The sequence below is a fragment of the Paeniglutamicibacter sp. ZC-3 genome, assembly GCF_025847175.2.
In the GTDB taxonomy this organism is placed as follows: Bacteria; Actinomycetota; Actinomycetes; order Actinomycetales; family Micrococcaceae; genus Paeniglutamicibacter; species Paeniglutamicibacter sulfureus.
Map to the genome: position 1 here is coordinate 236,054 of NZ_JAOYTG010000003.1, position 18,588 is coordinate 254,641.

Below are 18,588 nucleotides of genomic sequence, written 5' to 3' on the forward strand. Positions count from 1 at the left end.
ATACCGTTAAGCGTGATCCGATTCAACAATGCCGGCCTGTCAGTGCCCGCCGACGACCCGGCGCAGGCCCCGCGCACCGTCCTGGCCCCGTGCACCCTCGAACTCAACGAACGGCGCATCGCCGTGATCGGCGCAAATGGGTCAGGCAAGTCAACGCTGCTGCGCATGCTCAACGGGTTGGTGACCCCTTCGACCGGGGCAGTGGAGGTCCACGGCTTCGACACGGTCCGCCAGGCCAAGTCCGTGCGCAGGCGCGTGGGCTTCCTGTTCACCGATCCGCTCTCGCAGCTGGTCATGCCCATCGTCACCGAGGACGTCGAGCTCTCCCTCAAGGCCTTGCACAAGGACCGGGCCAAGCGGAGCGCCTCCGCATTGCGCGCGCTGGCAGCGCTCGGCCTGGAACACCTGGCCCACCGCAGCATCTACGACATCTCCGGGGGCGAGCGCCAGCTGGTGGCCCTGTGCAGCGTGCTGGCCGCGGGCCAGGACATCCTGGTGGCGGACGAACCGACCACGCTGCTGGATCTGGCCAACAACGAACTGCTCAAGAAAACGCTGGGTGCACTGGACCAGCAGGTCATCTACGCGACCCACGACCTGGACTTCGCCGCGGCCGCCGACCGGGCGCTGCTGGTGGCCGGCGGCAAGATCGTCTTTGACGGCCCGGCGCCCGAGGCCGTGGACACCTACCGCCGGCTGGTCCGCCATGGAAGCCTGGCCACGTGAGCGCCTCGCACCAGATGCTGCTCGGCCACTACCTGCCCGGTGCCAGCCCGGTGCACCGGGCACCGCTGCTGGCCAAGTACCTGGTGGTCCTGGCGGTGGGTGCCGCGGTGCTCCTCTGGCGGATTCCCGCCGTCGGGCTCGGCACCCTGTTGTTGGGTGTGGGGCTCTTCGCCCTGGCCGGTCCACGGGTGCTGCGCGCGTGGGCCGCTCCGCTGCGCCAGCTGTGGTGGATCTTCGCGATCCTGGGCATCTACCAGTCGATCCTCAACACGCCGCTCTTCGCCCTGACGCTGGTCAGCGGGATGCTCGCTGTCATCCAGTGCGGGCGCCTGGTCCTGTTGACCACCACCCAGGCCGCGCTGCTCGACGGGTTGGAACGCGCCGCCGCGCCGGTCCGCCTGATCGGCGGGAACCCCGCCACCATCGCGCTGGCAGTGGCCCTGATGCTGCGCAGCATCCCGGCGATAGCAAGTTCGGTGCAGGACCTCGCGGACGCTGCCAAGGCCCGCGGAATCGGGCGCAACCCAGCGACGCTGGCAGCACCGGTGGTCATCAACACCGTGGCCTATGCCCAGCGCACCGCGGACGCGCTGGCCGCCCGCGGCATCATGGAACGCAACTAACGCTTCCCTCTCCCTGACCGCGGATTCAGGCCGTGCGCATCTGCGCGCCGCCGCGGGCCGCCGCCACCACGGCGTGCACAAAGTCATCCAGCGACGTCGGCACCACCCCGAAGCGCTTGGCCAACCGGCCGGTGTCCAGCGGGGAGTCGTAGGTTTCCAGCGCGGCCAACAGTCCGTAGAGCATCCCGGGCATCCCGTCGATTGGCTGCCCGGGGGCAACGAAGCTCACCGGAATCTCCCGTCCCAGGTGCCGTTCGAACGCTGCGAGCACATCGCGCCATGCCACCGGTTCGGGACCGCCGATCTGCAGGGCCTGGCCGACGGCGTCGTCGCTGTCGAAGGCCGCGAGCGCATAGTCCGCGACGTCGGAGATCGCCACCATCGAATGCCTGCGCCGACCCTCGCCGACCAGCGTGACGGCACCTCCGGCCAGCGCCGGTGCGCCGACGACGGCCATCGGCAGCATGTCCATGTAGAACTCCGGCTGCAGCACCGTCCAGTCCATGCCGCTCTCCCGCAGGCGCTGCTCGGTTTCGCCTTTGGCCTGCAGCAGCGGCATCGGGTGGTGCGCGTCGGCCCCGAGCGCGGAGATGAAGACAAAGCGCCGCACTCCCTGCTCGACGGCCGCATCGACGAGGTTGGCATTGCCGCGTCGATCAACCGATTCAATGGTGTCCGGATCGCCGCGGGACATCGAGTTCGCGGTGGTGATGATTCCCCGCACCGATTCACAGGCGGTCCGCAGGGAAGCGGCGTCAGTCAGGTCCCCAAGAACAAGATGGGCGCCGGCGTCGGCCAGGTCGCGGGCAGCAGCGGAGGCCGGGTCCCGCACCAACGCCCGCACGGCATCGCCGCGGAGCAGTAGCCGCCGCGCGATGAGTCCGCCGAGTTGGCCGGTGGCTCCGATGACGAGAATCATGGCAAGTCCTCTTCCGGTGCCGTCCCTGCGGCACCTGCTGTTCGTGCGATGGCGGCGTCGACATCGCCGCCGGTTTCATCGACCGGTTCCAGATAGAGGCGCACCCCGGTCAGGAGCCCGTCACCGGCGGTGAAGATCATGACGCCGCGCAACAGTTGCCGCGCGCCGTCAACCCTGGTGCCGCGCATTTCCCACTCGGTCCAGGCTCTCTGGCCGTCGATGGTCGAGCCGAGCAGCTGTGCCCGGAGGTCCGGGATGCCGGCGAACATCCGGCTCCAGTTGCGCCGGATTTGCCCGGTGCCGGTGAAGCCGCGCGCGGGATGGGCGGGCGTTTCGTTTCGATAGCCGGGGGCGAAACAGGCGACGAGGGAGTCCAGGTCGTGGGCGTTGACGGCGTCCACCAGACGGATCAGCAACGCCTCAAGGCCCGGGCTTGAAGGGTCGACCATGACAACTCCTATTTGATACAGTACGGTGTATCCAATACGAAGTATGGAACCAATGATGCCCACAGTCAATACCCGCCGCGGATACGATTCCCGGAGCCGGCGCGCGGCCGCAGAGAAAACGCGGGAAGCGATTCTTGACGCAGCCCGGGAACGGCTCCTGGCCCAGGGATACCCGGCGACAACGGTCGCCCTGATCGCCGCCGACGCCCAGGTCTCGGTCGAGACCATCTACAAGTCGTTCGGCGGAAAACCCGGGCTGGTCAGGGCCATCTACGATCGCGGGCTTCGCGGCAGCGGTCCCGAAGCGGCATTCGACCGCTCGGATGCGCTGCGGCAGCACGCCGCCGACGCCCAGTCCCTGATGCTCACGTGGGGACGCCTCACGGCGGAGGTTGCGGCCACGCTGACTCCCATCCTGCTGCTGGTGCGCTCGGCTGCGGCAAGCGACGCGAACATGGCCGAACTCCAGGAACAATCCAGCGCCGAGCGCCTGGAGAGGATGCAACACAACGCACGTTTCCTGCAGGAGCGCGGGTACCTTCGCGAGGACGTCAGCTTCGACGAGGCCGTCGATGTCATGTGGCTGCACAGCTCGCCCGAGCTTTATGAGCTGCTGGTGCTGCAGCGCGGCTGGAGCACCGAGCGATTCGCACGTTACGTGGCCGAATCCATGGCAGGCGCTCTCGTGCACTGGGCACCTCCGCGCCCCTGACCCGCCCGGTTCCTGCGTAGGGTCCCGGGGCAACGGCGGGGCGATCGCCCGATATACCTCCCTAATCGGCTATGCGCACGTATTGTATGAACCATGAGTTTCAATGACGACGCACAACTCGATTCCGGACGCATCAGGGACTCGCGCGGCCGGGGCCGCGGCGGCAAGATCGCCGCCGGCGGTGGCGGCATCATCGTGGTGCTGCTTGCCGCCTTGCTGGGTGTCAATCCCGACATGCTCACGCAGCTGGGACTCGGCGGGGATCCCGGCATCGAGCAGGGAGCCAACGAGAACGGGCCGGCGGGCATCACCGAATGCCAGACCGGGGCCGACGCCAATGCGCGCACCGACTGCCGGATCCTGGCAACCACGCAATCGCTTGACAGCTTCTGGCTCAGCTACCTGCCGCAGTACGACGTGCAGGTGCGGCAGCCCGGGGTCGAGGTCTTCGACGGGCAGGTGAGCACGGAATGCGGGACCGCGACCAGCGCGGTGGGCCCGTTCTATTGCCCCGCTGACCAGGTCGCATACTTCGACACCGGGTTCTTTGCCGACTTGAGCACCAACTACGGTTCGGATGGCGGGGCGCTGGCCGAGGAATACGTGGTGGCCCACGAGTACGGGCACCACATCCAAAACACCATCGGCACCCTCGCAGCCTCCCAGCAGGGGGGCAAGGGTGCGACCTCCGGCTCGGTGCGCGTGGAGCTGCAGGCCGACTGCTTTGCCGGCATGTGGGCCGCGCATGCGGCGAACACCAAGGACGCCGAGGGCAACACCTTCATGGAGCCGTTCACCGAGGCAGACCTGCGCTCGGCACTGTCGGCGGCCTCGGCCGTGGGCGATGACAGGATCCAGGAGGCAGCCACCGGGCGGGTGAATCCCGAGGGTTGGACCCACGGTTCCTCGGCACAGCGCCAGTCCTGGTTCCTGCAGGGATATGCGACCGGGGACATCAACCAGTGCGACACGCTCTCGGCGCGGAACCTGGACAAGCCCGGCGGCTGAATCCAAAAGACGAAAAGCGAGGTGCGATCCCCCCCTTGAAGGGGAAACGCACCTCGCTTTTGTCTTGTCCGCAGGACTAGATGTTGAAGCCCAGGGCCCGCATCTGGTCGCGGCCGTCATCGGTGATCCGCTCCGGACCCCACGGCGGCATCCAGACCCAGTTCAGCCGGTAGGAATCGACAACCGACTCCAGTGCCTGGCTGACCTGCTCTTCGATGACATCGGTCAAAGGGCAGGCGGCGGTGGTCAGGGTCATGTCGATGAGCAGTGCGCCGTCTTCGGCGTACTTCAGCCCATAGAGCAGGCCCAGGTCAACGATGTTGACGCCGAGCTCCGGGTCGATGACATCCTTGAGCGCTTCTTCGACGTCCTCGAGTTCGGTTTCTGCCGACCCGCTGGTCGTTTCGTTCGATACGCTCATGACTAGGCCGGAACGTTCAGGAAGCGGTCGTAGCCCTCGTCCTCGAGGCGGTCGGCCAGCTCGGCGCCACCCTGCTCGGCGATCTTGCCGTCAACGAAGACGTGCACGAAGTCGGGCTTGATGTAGCGCAGGATGCGGGTGTAGTGCGTGATGAGCAGGGTGCCCATCTCGTTCTCTTCCTGGGCGCGGTTGACACCTTCGGAGACGACCTTCAGCGCGTCGACGTCCAAGCCGGAGTCGGTCTCGTCCAGGATGGCGAACTTCGGCTTGAAGAGCTCGAGCTGGAGGATCTCCACGCGCTTCTTCTCGCCGCCGGAGAAGCCTTCGTTGACGTTGCGCGAGGCGAACTCGGCATCAATCTTCAGCTTTTCCATGGCGCTCTTGACGTCCTTGGTCCAGGTCCGCAGCTTCGGGGCTTCCCCGTCGATGGCGGTCTTGGCGGTGCGCAGGAAGTTCGTCATCGAGACGCCCGGAACCTCGACCGGGTACTGCATGGCCAGGAACAGGCCGGCGCGTGCGCGCTCGTCAACGCCCATCTCCAGGACGTCGGCACCGTCGAGGGTGATCGAGCCGGAGGTGACGGTGTAGCGCGGGTGTCCGGCGATGGTCGAGGCCAGGGTGGACTTGCCCGAGCCGTTGGGGCCCATGATGGCGTGGGTTTCGCCGGTCTTGATGGTGAGGGAAACACCCTTGAGGATTTCCTTGTTGCCCTGCTCGGTCTCGATGGAGACGTGCAGGTCCTTGATTTCCAGAGTAGACATGCCTTGAGTCCGTTCTCTTTGTTGTGAAGTCGATGTGGATCGACGAAGTTTTGGTGTTGGTGGGGGGAAAAGCCTGGACTAGCTGTCCGTGGCGGCGAGCTCGCGCTCGATCGTCTCGGCCAGGCGTTCCTCGATCTCCGGTACCCGGATCTGCTGCACGATCTCGTTCAGGAAGCCGCGCACCACCAGGCGGCGTGCGGTCTTCTCGTCGATGCCGCGGCTCATCAGGTAGAAGAGGTGCTCGTCGTCGAAACGTCCGGTCGTGGAGGCGTGTCCGGCTCCGTCGATCAAACCGGTCTCGATTTCCAGGTTCGGCACCGAGTCGGCGCGTGCGCCTTCGGTGAGCACCAGGTTGCGGTTGGCCTCGTAGGAGTTGGTCCCCTTGGCTTCCTTGCGGATCAAGACGTCGCCGACCCACACGGTGTGTGCGTCCTTGCCCTGCAGGGCACCCTTGTACAACACGTTGGACTTGCAGTTCTCGGTGGCGTGGTCCACGAACAAGCGGTGTTCCAGGTGCTGTCCGGCATCCGCGAAGTACAGTCCGAAGAGCTCCACCTCGCCGCCCTGGCCATCAAAGTGCGCCGAGGGGGTCAGACGCACCAAGTCGCCGCCGTAGGTCACGGCGATGTGCTTCAGGTGGCCGTCCTTGCGGACCTTCGCCAAGTGCGAGGAAGCGTGGATCGCGTCGTCGGCCCAGGCCTGCAGCGAGATCACGGTCAGCTTGGCGCCTTCGCGGACATCGATTTCGATGTTCTGCGCCAGCACTGCGGACCCGACGTGGTCGATGACCACGACGGACTCGGAGTTGGCCTCGGCGACGACCACGAGGTGGCTGGCGGCCGCCTCGGTGGAGGTGCCCGTGTAGGTCAGCGTGACCTGTTCGCCGCTGGAGTTCGCGGGAATGGTCAGCACCTTGGCCTCGGCCGCATGCTTCCAGGCGTTGGCCGAGATGCGGTCCTCCGGGATGCCGGCGGAACCGACGCGTGCATCGGTCATCGCAACGGTTTCCAGGGTGGAGACGTTGGCACCGGCCACGGTCAGCTCGGGGGCAACCCCGGCCAACGCGTTCTTGTGCAGGCCGCCCATGCGCTTGAGCGGGGTGAAGCGGAAGTCCTCTTCACGTCCGGTCAGCGCCGGGAAGTCCTCGACGTTGTAGCTGGTCTTGCGACCGGCGCGGGAGGAATCAGGGATTCCTGCCCCGCCGCCGTGGCTGTGCGCCTTGGCTGCGTCGCCGCCCAACGGCGAGGCTGCTACTTCTGCTTCGTTCAACGGCGAGAGGTTCTCGCCCTCTTCGGTGAAACCGGAAATGCTGGGTGCACCGATACGGGCCTTTTCGCCCGTTGAGTGAGTTGCGGTATCAGTCATGATTAACCGACGGATCCTTCCATCTGCAGTTCAATGAGGCGGTTCAGTTCCATGGCGTACTCCATCGGGAGCTCGCGGGCGATCGGCTCGACGAAGCCGCGCACGATCATGCCCATGGCTTCCTCTTCGGTCATGCCGCGGCTCATCAGGTAGAAGAGCTGCTCCTCGGACACGCGCGAAACGGTGGCCTCGTGGCCCATGGTCACGTCGTCCTCGCGGACGTCGATGTACGGGTAGGTGTCCGAACGCGAGATCTGGTCGACCAGCAGCGCGTCGCACTCGACCGAGTTGCGAGCGCCCTTTGCACCCTCGCGGACCTGGACCAGGCCGCGGTAGGCGGCGCGGCCGCCATTGCGGGCCACCGACTTGGACACGATCTTGGAGGAGGTGTTCGGTGCGATGTGGACCATCTTGGAACCGGTGTCCTGGTGCTGGCCCTCGCCGGCGAAGGCGATCGACAGGGTCTCGCCCCGGGCGTGCTCGCCAACCAGGTAGACGGCCGGGTACTTCATGGTGACCTTGGAACCGATGTTGCCATCGACCCACTCCATGGTTGCGCCCTCTTCACAGACGGCGCGCTTGGTCACCAGGTTGTACACGTTGTTCGACCAGTTCTGGATCGTGGTGTAGCGGACGCGGGCGCCCTTCTTCACGATGATTTCCACAACTGCCGAGTGCAGCGAGTCCGAGGTGTAGATCGGGGCGGTGCAGCCCTCGATGTAGTGCACGTAGGAATCCTCGTCGGCAATGATGAGGGTGCGCTCGAACTGGCCCATGTTTTCCGTGTTGATGCGGAAGTATGCCTGCAGCGGGATTTCCACGTGGACGCCCTTGGGGACGTAGACGAAGGATCCGCCGGACCAGGTCGCGGTGTTCAGCGAGGCGAACTTGTTGTCGCCCACCGGGATGATCGTGCCGAAGTATTCCTTGAAGATGTCCTCGTGCTCGCGCAGCGCGGTATCGGTGTCAAGGAAGATGACACCCTGCTTTTCCAGGTCCTCGCGGAGCTGGTGGTAAACAACCTCGGACTCGTACTGGGCGGCGACACCGGAAACCAGGCGCTGCTTTTCAGCCTCGGGGATGCCGAGCTTGTCGTACGTGTTCTTGATGTCCTCGGGCAGATCCTCCCAGCTGGTGGCCTGCTTCTCGGTGGAACGCACGAAGTACTTGATGTTGTCGAAGTCGATGCCCGAGAGGTCTGCGCCCCAGGTGGGCATGGGCTTGCGATCGAAGTACTTCAGGCCCTTGAGGCGCATGTCCAGCATCCACTGGGGCTCGGACTTGAGCTCCGAAATGTTGCGGACAACATCCTCGCTGATGCCGCGGCGCGCATTGGCGCCCGCGTCGTTCTTGTCGCTCCATCCGTACTCGTAATTGCCGATTCCTTGGAGTTCGGGGTTCTTCTCCAGGATCTCGGAAATTACGCCGGCGTCGGGGGACTCCTGTGCAATCTGATCCGTCATCGCGGCCTCTCCTGCTTCGTAATCTTGATTCGAGTTCTCTTCTCAGCGCGCTGAGGAGTTTGGTTCCGGCCCACGGGAACGTGGGTCGTACACACATGCCCGCCGCTGGCAAGTGTCGAGAGCCTTCGCACATCGACACCCAGCAGACGGGAAAAGGCCTGGGTTTCCATCTCGCAAAAGACGGGGAATTCCCGAGCCAAATCTTGGATGGGGCAGTGCCCCTGGCACAGCTGGACGCTGAGCATGGTGGCGGTCGGCGAATCTGCGCCGACCTTGCGGGTGGAGGCAACGAAGCCATCCGCACTCAAGGCCTCGCTCAGCGCCTCGGCGCGTTCCTCGAGGCCCTCGATCTCGGCGACCACGGGACGGTAGCGCCGTTCCATGCTCGCAAAGCGACGGGCGGCAAAGGCCTCGACGGCTGCCGGTCCGGCGGCCCGGCCAAGTTCGGCCAGTGCATCGGTGGCGATATCCAGGTAGTCGTTGCCCATTTTGGTTTGGCCGCGGTGCGAGAGCACATAGCGGCGTGAGGGCCGACCGGCGCCGGTGCGCTGGTTGGCCACGAGCTTGACCTCGACGAGCCCCTGCTTGGAGAGCGCATCGAGGTGGCGACGGACGGCTGCAGGGGTAAAGCCCAGGCGCTCGCCCAGTTCGGCGGCGCTGACCGGGCCGTCTTCCAACACGGAATACAGGACTCGGTCGCGGGTGCGTTCTTCGGCTTCCCCTGTCGCGGGAATGTTGTGTGCCGGGGCGTCGCCGACCGGCACTGTCTGATTCGATGAATACACAACACAAGCATGCGCTAATCCAGCCAGCCCGTCTAGTAAGGCATTGCTTACCTCGCCACCGGCGTAACGCGGCGGCGCCGGGACCGCGCGCCGTGGAGACCGGGGCCACATCCGGCTCCGCCTCAGTTCTACCTGGCCTAGAATAACTGGGTGTCCAATGTGTCTCCAAGTCTCGTCATCGAGGACTTGCTCAAAGATTTCGGTCCCGTCCCCGCCCTGGATGGCCGCATGATGCGCGTCTTGTACGGCATCAGCCTCAAGGCCGACCCCGGAACCGTCACCACGCTGCTGGGTTCCAACGGAGCCGGGAAGTCCACCACCCTTGGCTGTGCGCAGGGCCTGCTGCGCCCCAACGGGGGCACAGTCCGGTTGTTGGGCGAGAATCCCTACGGCGCCAGCCCGGCATTGCGTTCGCGCGTGGGCGTCATGCTGCAGGACGGCGGGCTGCCGCCGTCGCTGCGCCCGATCCCGCTGCTGCGCCACGTCGCCTCGTTCTACCGCCACCCGGCGGACCTTGACGCCCTCATCGAGCGCCTGGGCATCAACGAGTTTGCCACAACCTCCATCCGCCGGCTCTCCGGCGGCCAGAAGCAGCGGGTGGCCCTGGCCGCCGCCCTGGCAGGGGATCCGGAAGTCGTCTTCCTCGACGAGCCGAGCGCCGGGCTGGACCCGCAATCGCGCCACGTGGTCTTCGACCTGATCGGCGAGCTGCGCGAGGCAGGCAAATGCATCGTGCTGACCACCCATCTCATGGAAGACGCGCAGAAGCTTTCCGACTACGTCTACATCATTCACGAGGGACGCAACGTGGCCCAGGGAACTGTCGCGGAACTCACCGCCCATGCCGACCAGGAGACCGCGACCCAGGCCGTTGACTTCACCGCCGCGGCAGCCATGGTCCCACCCCCGCTGCCGCCGCACCTCACCCTCACCGAGGCCTCCCCCGGGCACTACCGCCTCGACGGCGTGCGCTCCCCCGGGGACCTGGCGGAACTGACGACGTGGTGGTCCCGCGAGGGCGTCCTGCCCCACGCACTGACAATGCAACCGCGAACTCTTGAAGACGTGTTCCTGGAGATTGCCGACAAGGGAAACAATGCCAACTAGCATGCAGGCCGCGCCGGCGGCCGCCAACGCCCAGGGAACCCTCAAGCGCATCCTGCTCCAGGGGCGCTACGAGACCATGGGCATGATCAGCAACGGGGAACAACTCGTCGTTGCCGTGGTCTTGCCGCTCATGGCGCTCTTCGGCCTGGTCTTCACCGACCTGCTCAAGGATGTCGCCGCCAAGCCCATCGACGCCGCAGCCCCCGGGGTTCTGGCCCTGTGCGTGGTGTCCACCGCGTTCACCGGGCAGGGCATCGCCACCGGTTTCGACCGCCGCTACGGGGTGCTGCGCTTCCTGTCAACGACTCCGCTGGGCCGCGCCGGTCTGATTTACGGCAAGGTCATAGCGGTCCTGGTGGTCCTGTTCCTCCAGGTCGTCGTCATCGGCGGCACCGCCCTGCTGCTGGGATGGCGGCCGGCGCCGGCCGGCATCGGCTGGGCCATTGCCCTGCTGGTGCTGGGCGCCGCGGCGTTTACCGCCCTCGGGCTGCTGGTCGCCGGCACCGTGCGCCCCGAGGCCACCCTGGCCATCACCAACCTTGCCTGGGTATTGCTGGCCGCGGTCGGGGGGATCCTGTTCCCCAGCAACCGGGCACCTGCATACCTGCAGCCGATCGTCGACCTGCTGCCCTCCGCCGCCCTGGGTGATTCCCTGCGGGCGGCCCTGATCACCGGAACCACCTCGGTCTCCGGGATCCTCATCCTGCTGGCATGGACAATCATTGCCGGTTTCGCCGCAACACGCTGGTTCAAGTGGAACTAGAATCCTGGAGCACAACACCATGAGCACCACCTCCCCCGCCACCAACCGCTGGACGGACAAGTTGCCCGCCACCGTGAACACCACGGTGCACCGCCTGGCCATTGCGTCCCTCGCGTCCCAGATCGGCATCATCGTCACCGGCGGCGCCGTGCGCCTGACCAAGTCGGGCCTGGGCTGCTCGCAGTGGCCCAACTGCGTGCCCGGGTCCATGACCCCGGTTGCGGAAATGGGCATCCACGGACTCATCGAGTTCGGCAACCGCCTGCTCACCTTCATCCTCGCGGCCATCGCCGTGGCCATGATCGTGTCGATCTGGCGCATGCGCACCACCCACAGGACCATCTACCGCCTGTCGATCGCGCTGCTCGCGGTCATCCCCGCCCAGGCGGTCATCGGCGGCATCACCGTCTGGTCCAACCTGAACCCGTGGGTGGTGTCCCTGCACTTCCTGGTCTCGGCTGCCTTGGTCATGGCCGCCACCCTGCTGGTCAACCGCACCGGCGCCCTGCGCCGCGGCGAATCCTCGCTGGGGACGCCCGCCGGATCCACGCAGCGTTTCCTTGCCTGGACCATCTTCGCCACCTCGGCGCTGGCTCTGGTGCTGGGCACCATCGTCACCGGGACCGGCCCGCACGCCGGGGACGCGGATGCCCCGCGCCACATGTTCGACCCGTACATCGTCACGCGCATCCACGTGGTTCCGGTCTACCTGCTGGTCGCAGCGAACGTCGTTGCCCTGGTGCTGGCATTCCGCCGGGCCACGGACGTGAAGCTGCGCAATCCGCTGTTGCTGATGGCCGGAGTCGTGCTGCTGCAGGGCGTTATCGGCTACGTCCAGCACTTCACCGGCCTGCCGATCCTCCTGGTGCTGGCCCACATGCTCGGGGCCTCGCTGCTGGCAGCGGCAGCCGCCAACGTCTGGGACCGGACCACCGGGAAGTTCCCCTTCTAGGACCTCCCCCCTCGTTCAGCAAACGCCCGCCTGCATGGCGCAGGCGGGCGTTTTGCGTTGCACCGCATATCGCCGCCAGGTCTTCCTGCCGGAGCTCCCTGCCGGCGTTTTCGAGGTCGCGCAATATCCGGAAGTCAGTTCCACGCCGATCGCCCGTGGACCAGGCAGCGGGAACGAGCGCGGCAAGCCACGCCGGTCGGACGGGGAACCGCCCCGCAAGGCCCGTGGAAGAAACTGCCGGGCAACGAGAAGGCGGCCCGCCCGGGTTTCCCCGTGCGAGCCGCCATCGGTGCTTCGGCCTTGTCCCTGGCGTGTTTCCTAGAAGAGCGGGCCGCCCACGAACGGGTCGATGGCCAGGGCGACGAAGACGAGCGTCAGGTACGTGATGGAGATATGGAAGACCTTCATGGCCTTCTTGTTCATGTCCGCCGGCTCATGGTCGCGCTGGGCCTCGCGGTAGAGCACGTGGCACTCGTAGACGAACCACAGGCCTGAGACGCCGGCCAGCACGGTGTAGACGATGCCTGCGTAGCCCATCGGGACCAACAGCAGCGAGCAGACCAGCGTGGCCCAGGCGTACAGGACAACCTGCACCGAGACCCGGCGGGCACTGGAAATCGCACCGAGCATCGGCACCCGTGCGGCGTTGTAGTCGTCGGCGTACTTCATGGACAGCGGCCAGTAGTGCGGCGGGGTCCACAGGAAGATGATCAGGAACAAGATGATGGCGGGCCATTCGATCTTGTTGGTGACCGCTGCCCAGGCAATGAGCACGGGCATGCAGCCGGCGATCCCGCCCCACACGATGTTCTGTGCGGTCCGGCGCTTGAGGATCAACGTGTACAGCACCACGTAGAAGAGGATTGCAGCCAGGCCGAGTGCGGTGGTCAGTGGGTTCGTTCCGAACCAGAGCACCGCCAGCGACGCGAAGCCAAGTGCGTAGGAGAAGATCAACGCCTCGCGCGGGGTGACCTCGCCGGTGACCAGCGGGCGCCCCTTGGTGCGCTTCATGACCTTGTCCATGTCGCGGTCGATGTAGCAGTTGAAGGAGCCAGATGCCCCGGCAGCCATGGCCCCACCCAGCAAGGTGGCCAGCACCAGCGAAATCGAGGGGAAACCGCGTTCGGCGAACATCATGGTCGGCAGCGTGGTCACGAGCAGGAGTTCAATGACGCGAGGCTTGGTCAGGGCCACATAGGCCTTGGCCTTTCGCGACACGAAGTCGCCAACCGATTCATTCGGCTGACGAGCTGCACGGGCCCTCGTTGCGGAGTCAACGGACACGGTCTTCACAGACATCTACTCAGTTCTACGGGGGTCAATAAGGACAATCACCCTCTAGCATACCCTTTTACAGCACGTAGAAATGGGCCGCGATCTTTCCGTGCGGGCGACACGCGGGCGCGCCCGCCCGCAATCTCCGGCAACAATAGTTTTCGCCATGCCTCAACAAGCGGTCTCAAACGGGCATTTTTGAGGCCAATGGCGCTAAGCTGGAACCGTTGCGCCGCCGCCGAAACCGTCCCGTGAATCATTGGATGGACGGCGGCGTTGTGCTTACAGGGCGGGATGCCCCGCAACCACATGACTTTGAAATGCACACCGTACAGGGAGGACCCACAACGTGGCGCCACTAGCAGAAAACAGCGAATTCGCTTGGACCGATCTTGACCAGCGAGCCGTCGACACGGCCCGCGTGCTCGCCGCGGATGCGGTCGAGAAGGTTGGAAACGGCCACCCCGGAACGGCGATCTCGCTGGCCCCGGCCGCGTACCTGCTCTTCCAGCAGCACCTGCGCCACGACCCGTCCGATCCGGCCTGGATCGGCCGCGACCGCTTCGTGCTCTCCCCCGGGCACACCTCGCTGACCCTGTACCTGCAGCTCTTCCTCTCCGGCTACGGCCTGGAGCTCGAAGACCTCGAGGCACTGCGCACCTGGGGCGCCAAGACCCCCGGGCACCCGGAATTCGGCCACACTGCCGGCGTGGAAATCACCACCGGTCCGCTCGGCCAGGGCCTGGCCTCGGCCGTGGGCTTCGCCTACGCCCAGCGCCGCATGCGCGGCCTGCTTGATGCCGACGCGCCCGCCGGCACCAGCCCCTTCGACCACACCGTGTGGGTCATCGCCTCCGATGGCGACCTGCAGGAGGGCGTCACCTCCGAGGCCTCCTCGCTGGCCGGCCACCAGGAACTCGGCAACCTCGTCGTGGTCTATGACGAGAACCACATCTCCATCGAAGACGACACCGACGTGGCGTTCACCGAAAACGTGCTCGGCCGCTACGAGGCCTACGGCTGGCACACCCAGCGCGTGGACTGGACCAAGACCGGGAACTACGTCGAGGACCTGGCCGAGCTCGACGCCGCCCTGCGCGCCGCCAAGGCCGAGAGCAACCGTCCCTCGATCATTTCCCTGCGCACCGTCATCGGCTGGCCCTCGCCGACCAAGGCCGACACCGGCGGCATCCACGGTTCCAAGCTCGGCGGCGCCGAGGTTGCAGGCTTGAAGACCGCCCTGGGCTTCGACCCGGAAGCCAACTTCGCGATCGCGGACGAAGTCCTGGCCCACGCCCGCTCCGTGCAGGAGCGCGGCACCGCCGCCCGCGCCACCTGGCAGGCAGGCTTCGACGCATGGTCGAACGCCAACCCGGAAAACGCCGCCCTGCTGGCGCGCCTGGAATCCGGCGAGCTGCCGGCCGGCTGGGACGAGAACCTGCCGGTCTTCGAGCCCGGCAAGGACGTCGCCACCCGCTCGGCCTCCGGCAAGGTCATCAACGCCGTCGCCGGCGTACTGCCCGAGCTCTGGGGCGGCTCGGCCGACCTGGCCGGCTCGAACAACACCACCATCGAGGGCGCACCGTCCTTCATCCCGGAATCGCGTTCCACCGATTCCTGGAAGGGCAACCCCTACGGCCGGGTGCTGCACTTCGGCATCCGCGAGCACGCTGCCGCCTCGATCGTCAACGGCATCACGCTGGCTTCCCCGACGCGTGCCTACTCGGGCACCTTCCTGATCTTCTCCGACTACCAGCGCCCGGCCATCCGCCTCTCCGCGCTGATGGGCGTGCCATCCATCTATGTGTGGACGCACGACTCCATCGGCCTGGGCGAGGACGGACCGACGCACCAGCCGGTCGAGCAGCTGGCTTCCCTGCGCGCCATCCCGAACCTTGACGTGGTCCGCCCGGCGGATGCCAACGAGGTCTCCTACGCGTGGAAGAAGATCCTGGAAACCACGTCCAATCCCGCCGGCATCGTCCTCTCGCGCCAGAACCTCCCGGTCTACGACCGTGCACAGCTGGGCTTCGGCTCGGCCGAGGGTGTCGAAAAGGGCGCCTATGTGCTCGCCGACGCCACCGCCAACGGCGAGGTCGTCGCCCCCGAGGTGCTGCTGCTGGGAACCGGCTCCGAGGTTTCCCTGGCCATCGAGGCCCGCGAGGCCCTGCAGGCCCAGGGCGTTGCCGCCCGCGTGGTCTCCATCCCGTGCCTGGAATGGTTCAACCAACAGGATGCCGCCTACCGCGAATCCGTGCTGCCCGCCGCCGTCAAGGCCCGCGTCTCGGTCGAGGCCGGCGTGGCCCAGGGCTGGCGCGAGCTGGTGGGCGATGCCGGACGCATCATCTCCCTTGACCACTACGGCGCCTCGGCAGACTACAAGCGCCTCTTCACCGAGTTCGGGATCACCGCGGAGGCCATCACCGCCGCCGCCCTCGATTCCATCTCGGCCGCCAAGTAACACCCCCCAACACGCAAAGGATTTTTACCGTGAGCAACGCAAACACCCAGGCCCTTTCGGACGCCGGCGTCTCGATCTGGCTCGATGACCTCTCCCGCGAACGCCTGACCTCCGGTTCGCTCGAGGCCCTGATCAAGGAAAAGAACGTCGTCGGGGTCACCACCAACCCCTCGATCTTCCACGCTGCCCTGTCCGACGGCGAGTCCTACGCGGCGCAGGTCGCCGAGCTGGCGGCAGCCGGCATGGACGCCGAGGAAGCCGTCTTCAAGATCACCAGCGACGACGTCGCCGCGGCCTGCGACCTGTTCGCCCCGATCAATGCCGCCACCAACGGCGTCGACGGACGCGTTTCCATCGAGGTCGACCCGCGCCTGGCCCGCAAGACCGCCGAGACCATCGCCGAGGCCAAGGTCCTGCACGAGATGGTCGGCCGCGAGAACGTGCTGGTCAAGATCCCGGCAACCGTCGAGGGCCTGGAGGCCATCGCCGAGACCCTGGCGGCAGGCATCTCCGTGAACGTCACGCTGATCTTCTCGCTGGAGCGCTACCGCGCTGTCATCAACGCCTTCCTCATCGGCCTGGAGGCAGCCAAGGTCAACGGGCATGACCTGTCCAAGCTGCACTCGGTCGCTTCCTTCTTCGTCTCCCGCGTGGACACCGAGATCGATGCGCGCCTGAATGCCATCGGCACCGACGAAGCCCTGGCCCTGCGCGGCAAGGCCGGCGTCGCCAACGCCCGCCTGGCCTACCAGGTCTACGAGGAGACCTTCACCTCCGAGCGCTGGAACGTCTTGGCCGCGGCCGGCGCCAACGCCCAGCGCCCGCTGTGGGCCTCCACCGGCGTGAAGGACCCGGCCCTGCCGGACACCCTCTACGTCACCGAGCTGTGCGCCCCGAACACCGTCAACACCATGCCGGAGAAGACCCTCGAGGCCACCGCCGACCACGCAGAAATCAGCGGGGATGCTGTGTCCGGCAGCTACGCCGAGGCCAACGCGGTGCTTGACGCGCTGGCGGCCCTGGGCGTGAGCTACAACGACGTCGTGGCCAAGCTCGAGGTCGAGGGACTTCAGAAGTTCGAGGCCGCCTGGAACGAACTGCTGACCGACCTCGAGGCCTCGCTCAAGAACGCGAACGTGAAATGAGTTCCCTGGGGTTCATAGCCACGGGGGCCGCGCAGGCGGCCATCGAGGCACATGTGCCGTCGCTGGTGGCCGAGAAGGTCGCCAGCCGCATCGCCGCCAAGGACGCGACCGTGTGGGTCGAGTCGGCCCGCGCCGAGGCCTCCGTCCGCCTGGGCTGGGTCGACGCGCCGGAAAACTCCCGCGCCCTGGTACCCGGCATCCTGGCACTGCGCGACGAGCTGCGCGCCGAAGGGGTGAACCGCATCGTGCTTGCCGGCATGGGCGGATCCTCCCTGGCGCCCGAGGTCATTTGCGCGACCAACGACGTCGAGCTGGTCGTCTGCGACTCCACCGACCCGGAAATGGTCGCCGGCATCCTCGCCGACCGCCTGGCCACCACCGCCCTGGTGGTTGCCTCCAAGTCCGGCTCCACGGTGGAGACCGACTCGCAGCGCCGGGTCTTCGAGCAGGCGTTCAACGACGCCGGCCTCGATGCCGCCTCGCGCATCATCGTGGTCACCGACCCGGGCTCGCCGATGGACGAGGCAAGCCGCAAGGCGGGCTACCGCGCGGTGTTCAACGCCGACCCGTCCGTGGGCGGGCGCTACTCGGCGCTGACCGCCTTCGGGCTGGTTCCCGCCGGCCTGGCGGGCGTCGACATCGAGGCCTTCCTGGACGAGGCCGCTGCCGCGGCCGAGTTCCTGGCCGAGGACGACGAGGACAACATCGCCCTGGCCCTGGGCGCCGCAATGGCCGGCACGCGCCCCCTGCGCGACAAGCTCATCTTCGCCGACGAGGGCTCGGGACTGGCAGGTTTCGCCGACTGGGCGGAACAGCTCATCTCGGAATCCACCGGCAAGGAGCAGACCGGCGTGCTGCCGGTTGTCGTGGAGGACCGGGCACCGGAAACGATCAGCGCGGCTGCCGACTTCCTGCAGATCCGCCTGGTCGCCGACACCGGCCTGCTCACCGACGAGGACATCGACGCCGAGGCCGCCTCGGTCGCGCTCTCCGGCGCCTTGGGCGCGCAGATGCTGCTGTGGGAGTACGCCACCGCCGTGGCCGGGCGCCTGCTGGGCATCGACCCGTTCGACCAGCCCGACGTGGAGGCCGCCAAGGTTGCCGCCCGCTCGCTGTTGGAAGGAACCCCGGAATCCGTTCCGGCCGCGTTCACCGACGGCGCCATCGAGGTCCGTGCTTCCGCGGGCCTGCTCGATGGCGTCGATTCGCTCGCCGGCGCCCTGGCGGCCCTGGTTGCCGCGATGCCGTCCAACGGCTACCTCGGCATCCACGCCTACCTGGACCGCCGGTCGGACATCGAGCTGGAGAACATCCGTCCGTTGCTTGCCGCCGCCGCCAACCGCCCGGTGACCTTCGGGTGGGGGCCGCGCTTCCTGCACTCCACCGGACAGTTCCACAAGGGCGGACCGCGCGTGGGCGCCTACCTTCAGCTCACCGCGGAGTCCTCGATGGACCTGTCCATTCCGGAGCGGGCCTTCACCTTCGGCGAGCTGATTGCCGCCCAGGCCAGCGGCGATGCGCAGGTACTGGCCGACCTTGGTCGCCCGGTGCTGCGCCTGCACCTGACGGACAAGGAAGCCGGCATCCGGCAATTGGACAAGCTGGCGCGGGAGATGGCCCAGGCCTGATCCTCCGTTCCTTCCGCCGCACACC

Annotated in this window: 18 protein-coding genes; 10 read left to right on the plus strand and 8 right to left on the minus strand. The window is 66.8% G+C overall.

All coding sequences use genetic code 11. From position 1 onward, the window contains the following. Positions 1-12 precede the first annotated feature (12 nt). Together OIU93_RS05690 and OIU93_RS05695 are read left to right on the plus strand one after the other, a co-directional pair. Positions 13-726 carry an energy-coupling factor ABC transporter ATP-binding protein gene (locus tag OIU93_RS05690; protein ID WP_264269113.1) on the plus strand — a complete coding sequence of 238 codons (714 nt, stop codon included), beginning with the start codon at positions 13-15 and terminating at the stop codon, positions 724-726. Continuing rightward, the gene (locus OIU93_RS05695; protein ID WP_264269114.1) at positions 723-1,349 is read left to right on the plus strand and encodes an energy-coupling factor transporter transmembrane protein EcfT; all 627 of its coding nucleotides are present in this window, start codon (positions 723-725) and stop codon (positions 1,347-1,349) included. Before OIU93_RS05690 ends, OIU93_RS05695 begins: the two co-directional genes overlap by 4 nt. Positions 1,350-1,374: 25 nt before the next feature. Here OIU93_RS05695 and OIU93_RS05700 read toward each other — a convergent pair whose 3' ends face one another. Further along, positions 1,375-2,268: an SDR family oxidoreductase gene (locus tag OIU93_RS05700; RefSeq protein ID WP_264269115.1), complete on the minus strand. Its 894-nt coding sequence runs from the start codon at positions 2,266-2,268 to the stop codon at positions 1,375-1,377. Beyond that, positions 2,265-2,717, minus strand: a complete 453-nt coding sequence (locus tag OIU93_RS05705; protein WP_264269116.1) for a nuclear transport factor 2 family protein — start codon at positions 2,715-2,717, stop codon at positions 2,265-2,267. Before OIU93_RS05705 ends, OIU93_RS05700 begins: the two co-directional genes overlap by 4 nt. Before the next feature lie 55 nt (positions 2,718-2,772). Between OIU93_RS05705 and OIU93_RS05710 the strand changes: the two genes are divergently transcribed. Next, on the plus strand, positions 2,773-3,429 hold the full coding sequence (locus tag OIU93_RS05710) for a TetR/AcrR family transcriptional regulator (protein ID WP_264269117.1): 657 nt from the start codon (positions 2,773-2,775) through the stop codon (positions 3,427-3,429). Between the two features lie 93 nt (positions 3,430-3,522). Beyond that, positions 3,523-4,437 carry a neutral zinc metallopeptidase gene (locus OIU93_RS05715; RefSeq protein WP_264269118.1) on the plus strand — a complete coding sequence of 305 codons (915 nt, stop codon included), beginning with the start codon at positions 3,523-3,525 and terminating at the stop codon, positions 4,435-4,437. Between the two features lie 76 nt (positions 4,438-4,513). On the opposite strand, the gene OIU93_RS05720 is transcribed toward OIU93_RS05715, so the two are convergent. The 5 genes from OIU93_RS05720 to OIU93_RS05740 all read right to left on the minus strand — a co-directional run bounded on the left by OIU93_RS05720 (position 4,514) and on the right by OIU93_RS05740 (position 9,232). Continuing rightward, positions 4,514-4,858 (minus strand): metal-sulfur cluster assembly factor, encoded by a 345-nt coding sequence (locus OIU93_RS05720; RefSeq protein ID WP_264269119.1) that lies wholly within the window; start codon positions 4,856-4,858, stop codon positions 4,514-4,516. A gap of 2 nt (positions 4,859-4,860) precedes the next feature. After that, positions 4,861-5,619 (minus strand): Fe-S cluster assembly ATPase SufC, encoded by a 759-nt coding sequence (gene sufC, locus OIU93_RS05725; protein ID WP_264269120.1) that lies wholly within the window; start codon positions 5,617-5,619, stop codon positions 4,861-4,863. Between the two features lie 78 nt (positions 5,620-5,697). After that, complete coding sequence (sufD, locus tag OIU93_RS05730) at positions 5,698-6,984, minus strand: Fe-S cluster assembly protein SufD (protein ID WP_264269121.1); 1,287 nt, start codon at positions 6,982-6,984, stop codon at positions 5,698-5,700. A gap of 2 nt (positions 6,985-6,986) precedes the next feature. Further along, entirely contained in the window at positions 6,987-8,447 is a 1,461-nt protein-coding gene (sufB, locus tag OIU93_RS05735; RefSeq protein WP_264269122.1) for a Fe-S cluster assembly protein SufB, read from the minus strand. Further along, entirely contained in the window at positions 8,444-9,232 is a 789-nt protein-coding gene (locus tag OIU93_RS05740) for a helix-turn-helix transcriptional regulator (RefSeq protein ID WP_372342872.1), read from the minus strand. The genes sufB and OIU93_RS05740 overlap by 4 nt, the downstream gene beginning before the upstream one ends. 150 nt (positions 9,233-9,382) lie before the next feature. Between OIU93_RS05740 and OIU93_RS05745 the strand changes: the two genes are divergently transcribed. From OIU93_RS05745 to OIU93_RS05755, 3 genes are read left to right on the plus strand one after another with little or no spacing between them, the layout of a single operon-like run. Beyond that, positions 9,383-10,339, plus strand: a complete 957-nt coding sequence (locus tag OIU93_RS05745) for an ABC transporter ATP-binding protein (protein ID WP_264269123.1) — start codon at positions 9,383-9,385, stop codon at positions 10,337-10,339. Beyond that, positions 10,329-11,102 carry an ABC transporter permease gene (locus tag OIU93_RS05750; protein ID WP_264269124.1) on the plus strand — a complete coding sequence of 258 codons (774 nt, stop codon included), beginning with the start codon at positions 10,329-10,331 and terminating at the stop codon, positions 11,100-11,102. Before OIU93_RS05745 ends, OIU93_RS05750 begins: the two co-directional genes overlap by 11 nt. 19 nt (positions 11,103-11,121) lie before the next feature. After that, positions 11,122-12,054, plus strand: a complete 933-nt coding sequence (locus tag OIU93_RS05755) for a heme A synthase (RefSeq protein WP_264269125.1) — start codon at positions 11,122-11,124, stop codon at positions 12,052-12,054. 318 nt (positions 12,055-12,372) lie between these two features. Here the strand turns inward: OIU93_RS05755 and OIU93_RS05760 are convergent, their stop codons facing one another. Next, complete coding sequence (locus OIU93_RS05760; RefSeq protein ID WP_264269126.1) at positions 12,373-13,353, minus strand: heme o synthase; 981 nt, start codon at positions 13,351-13,353, stop codon at positions 12,373-12,375. Between the two features lie 325 nt (positions 13,354-13,678). Here OIU93_RS05760 and tkt point away from each other — a divergent pair, with 325 nt between their 5' ends. The 3 genes from tkt to OIU93_RS05775 are packed head-to-tail and all read left to right on the plus strand — an operon-like array spanning position 13,679 to position 18,563. Then, positions 13,679-15,790 (plus strand): transketolase, encoded by a 2,112-nt coding sequence (tkt, locus tag OIU93_RS05765; RefSeq protein WP_264269127.1) that lies wholly within the window; start codon positions 13,679-13,681, stop codon positions 15,788-15,790. Between the two features lie 29 nt (positions 15,791-15,819). Then, on the plus strand, positions 15,820-16,935 hold the full coding sequence (gene tal / locus OIU93_RS05770; protein WP_264269128.1) for a transaldolase: 1,116 nt from the start codon (positions 15,820-15,822) through the stop codon (positions 16,933-16,935). Further along, positions 16,932-18,563, plus strand: a complete 1,632-nt coding sequence (locus OIU93_RS05775) for a glucose-6-phosphate isomerase (RefSeq protein WP_264269129.1) — start codon at positions 16,932-16,934, stop codon at positions 18,561-18,563. The genes tal and OIU93_RS05775 overlap by 4 nt, the downstream gene beginning before the upstream one ends. Positions 18,564-18,588 lie beyond the last annotated feature (25 nt).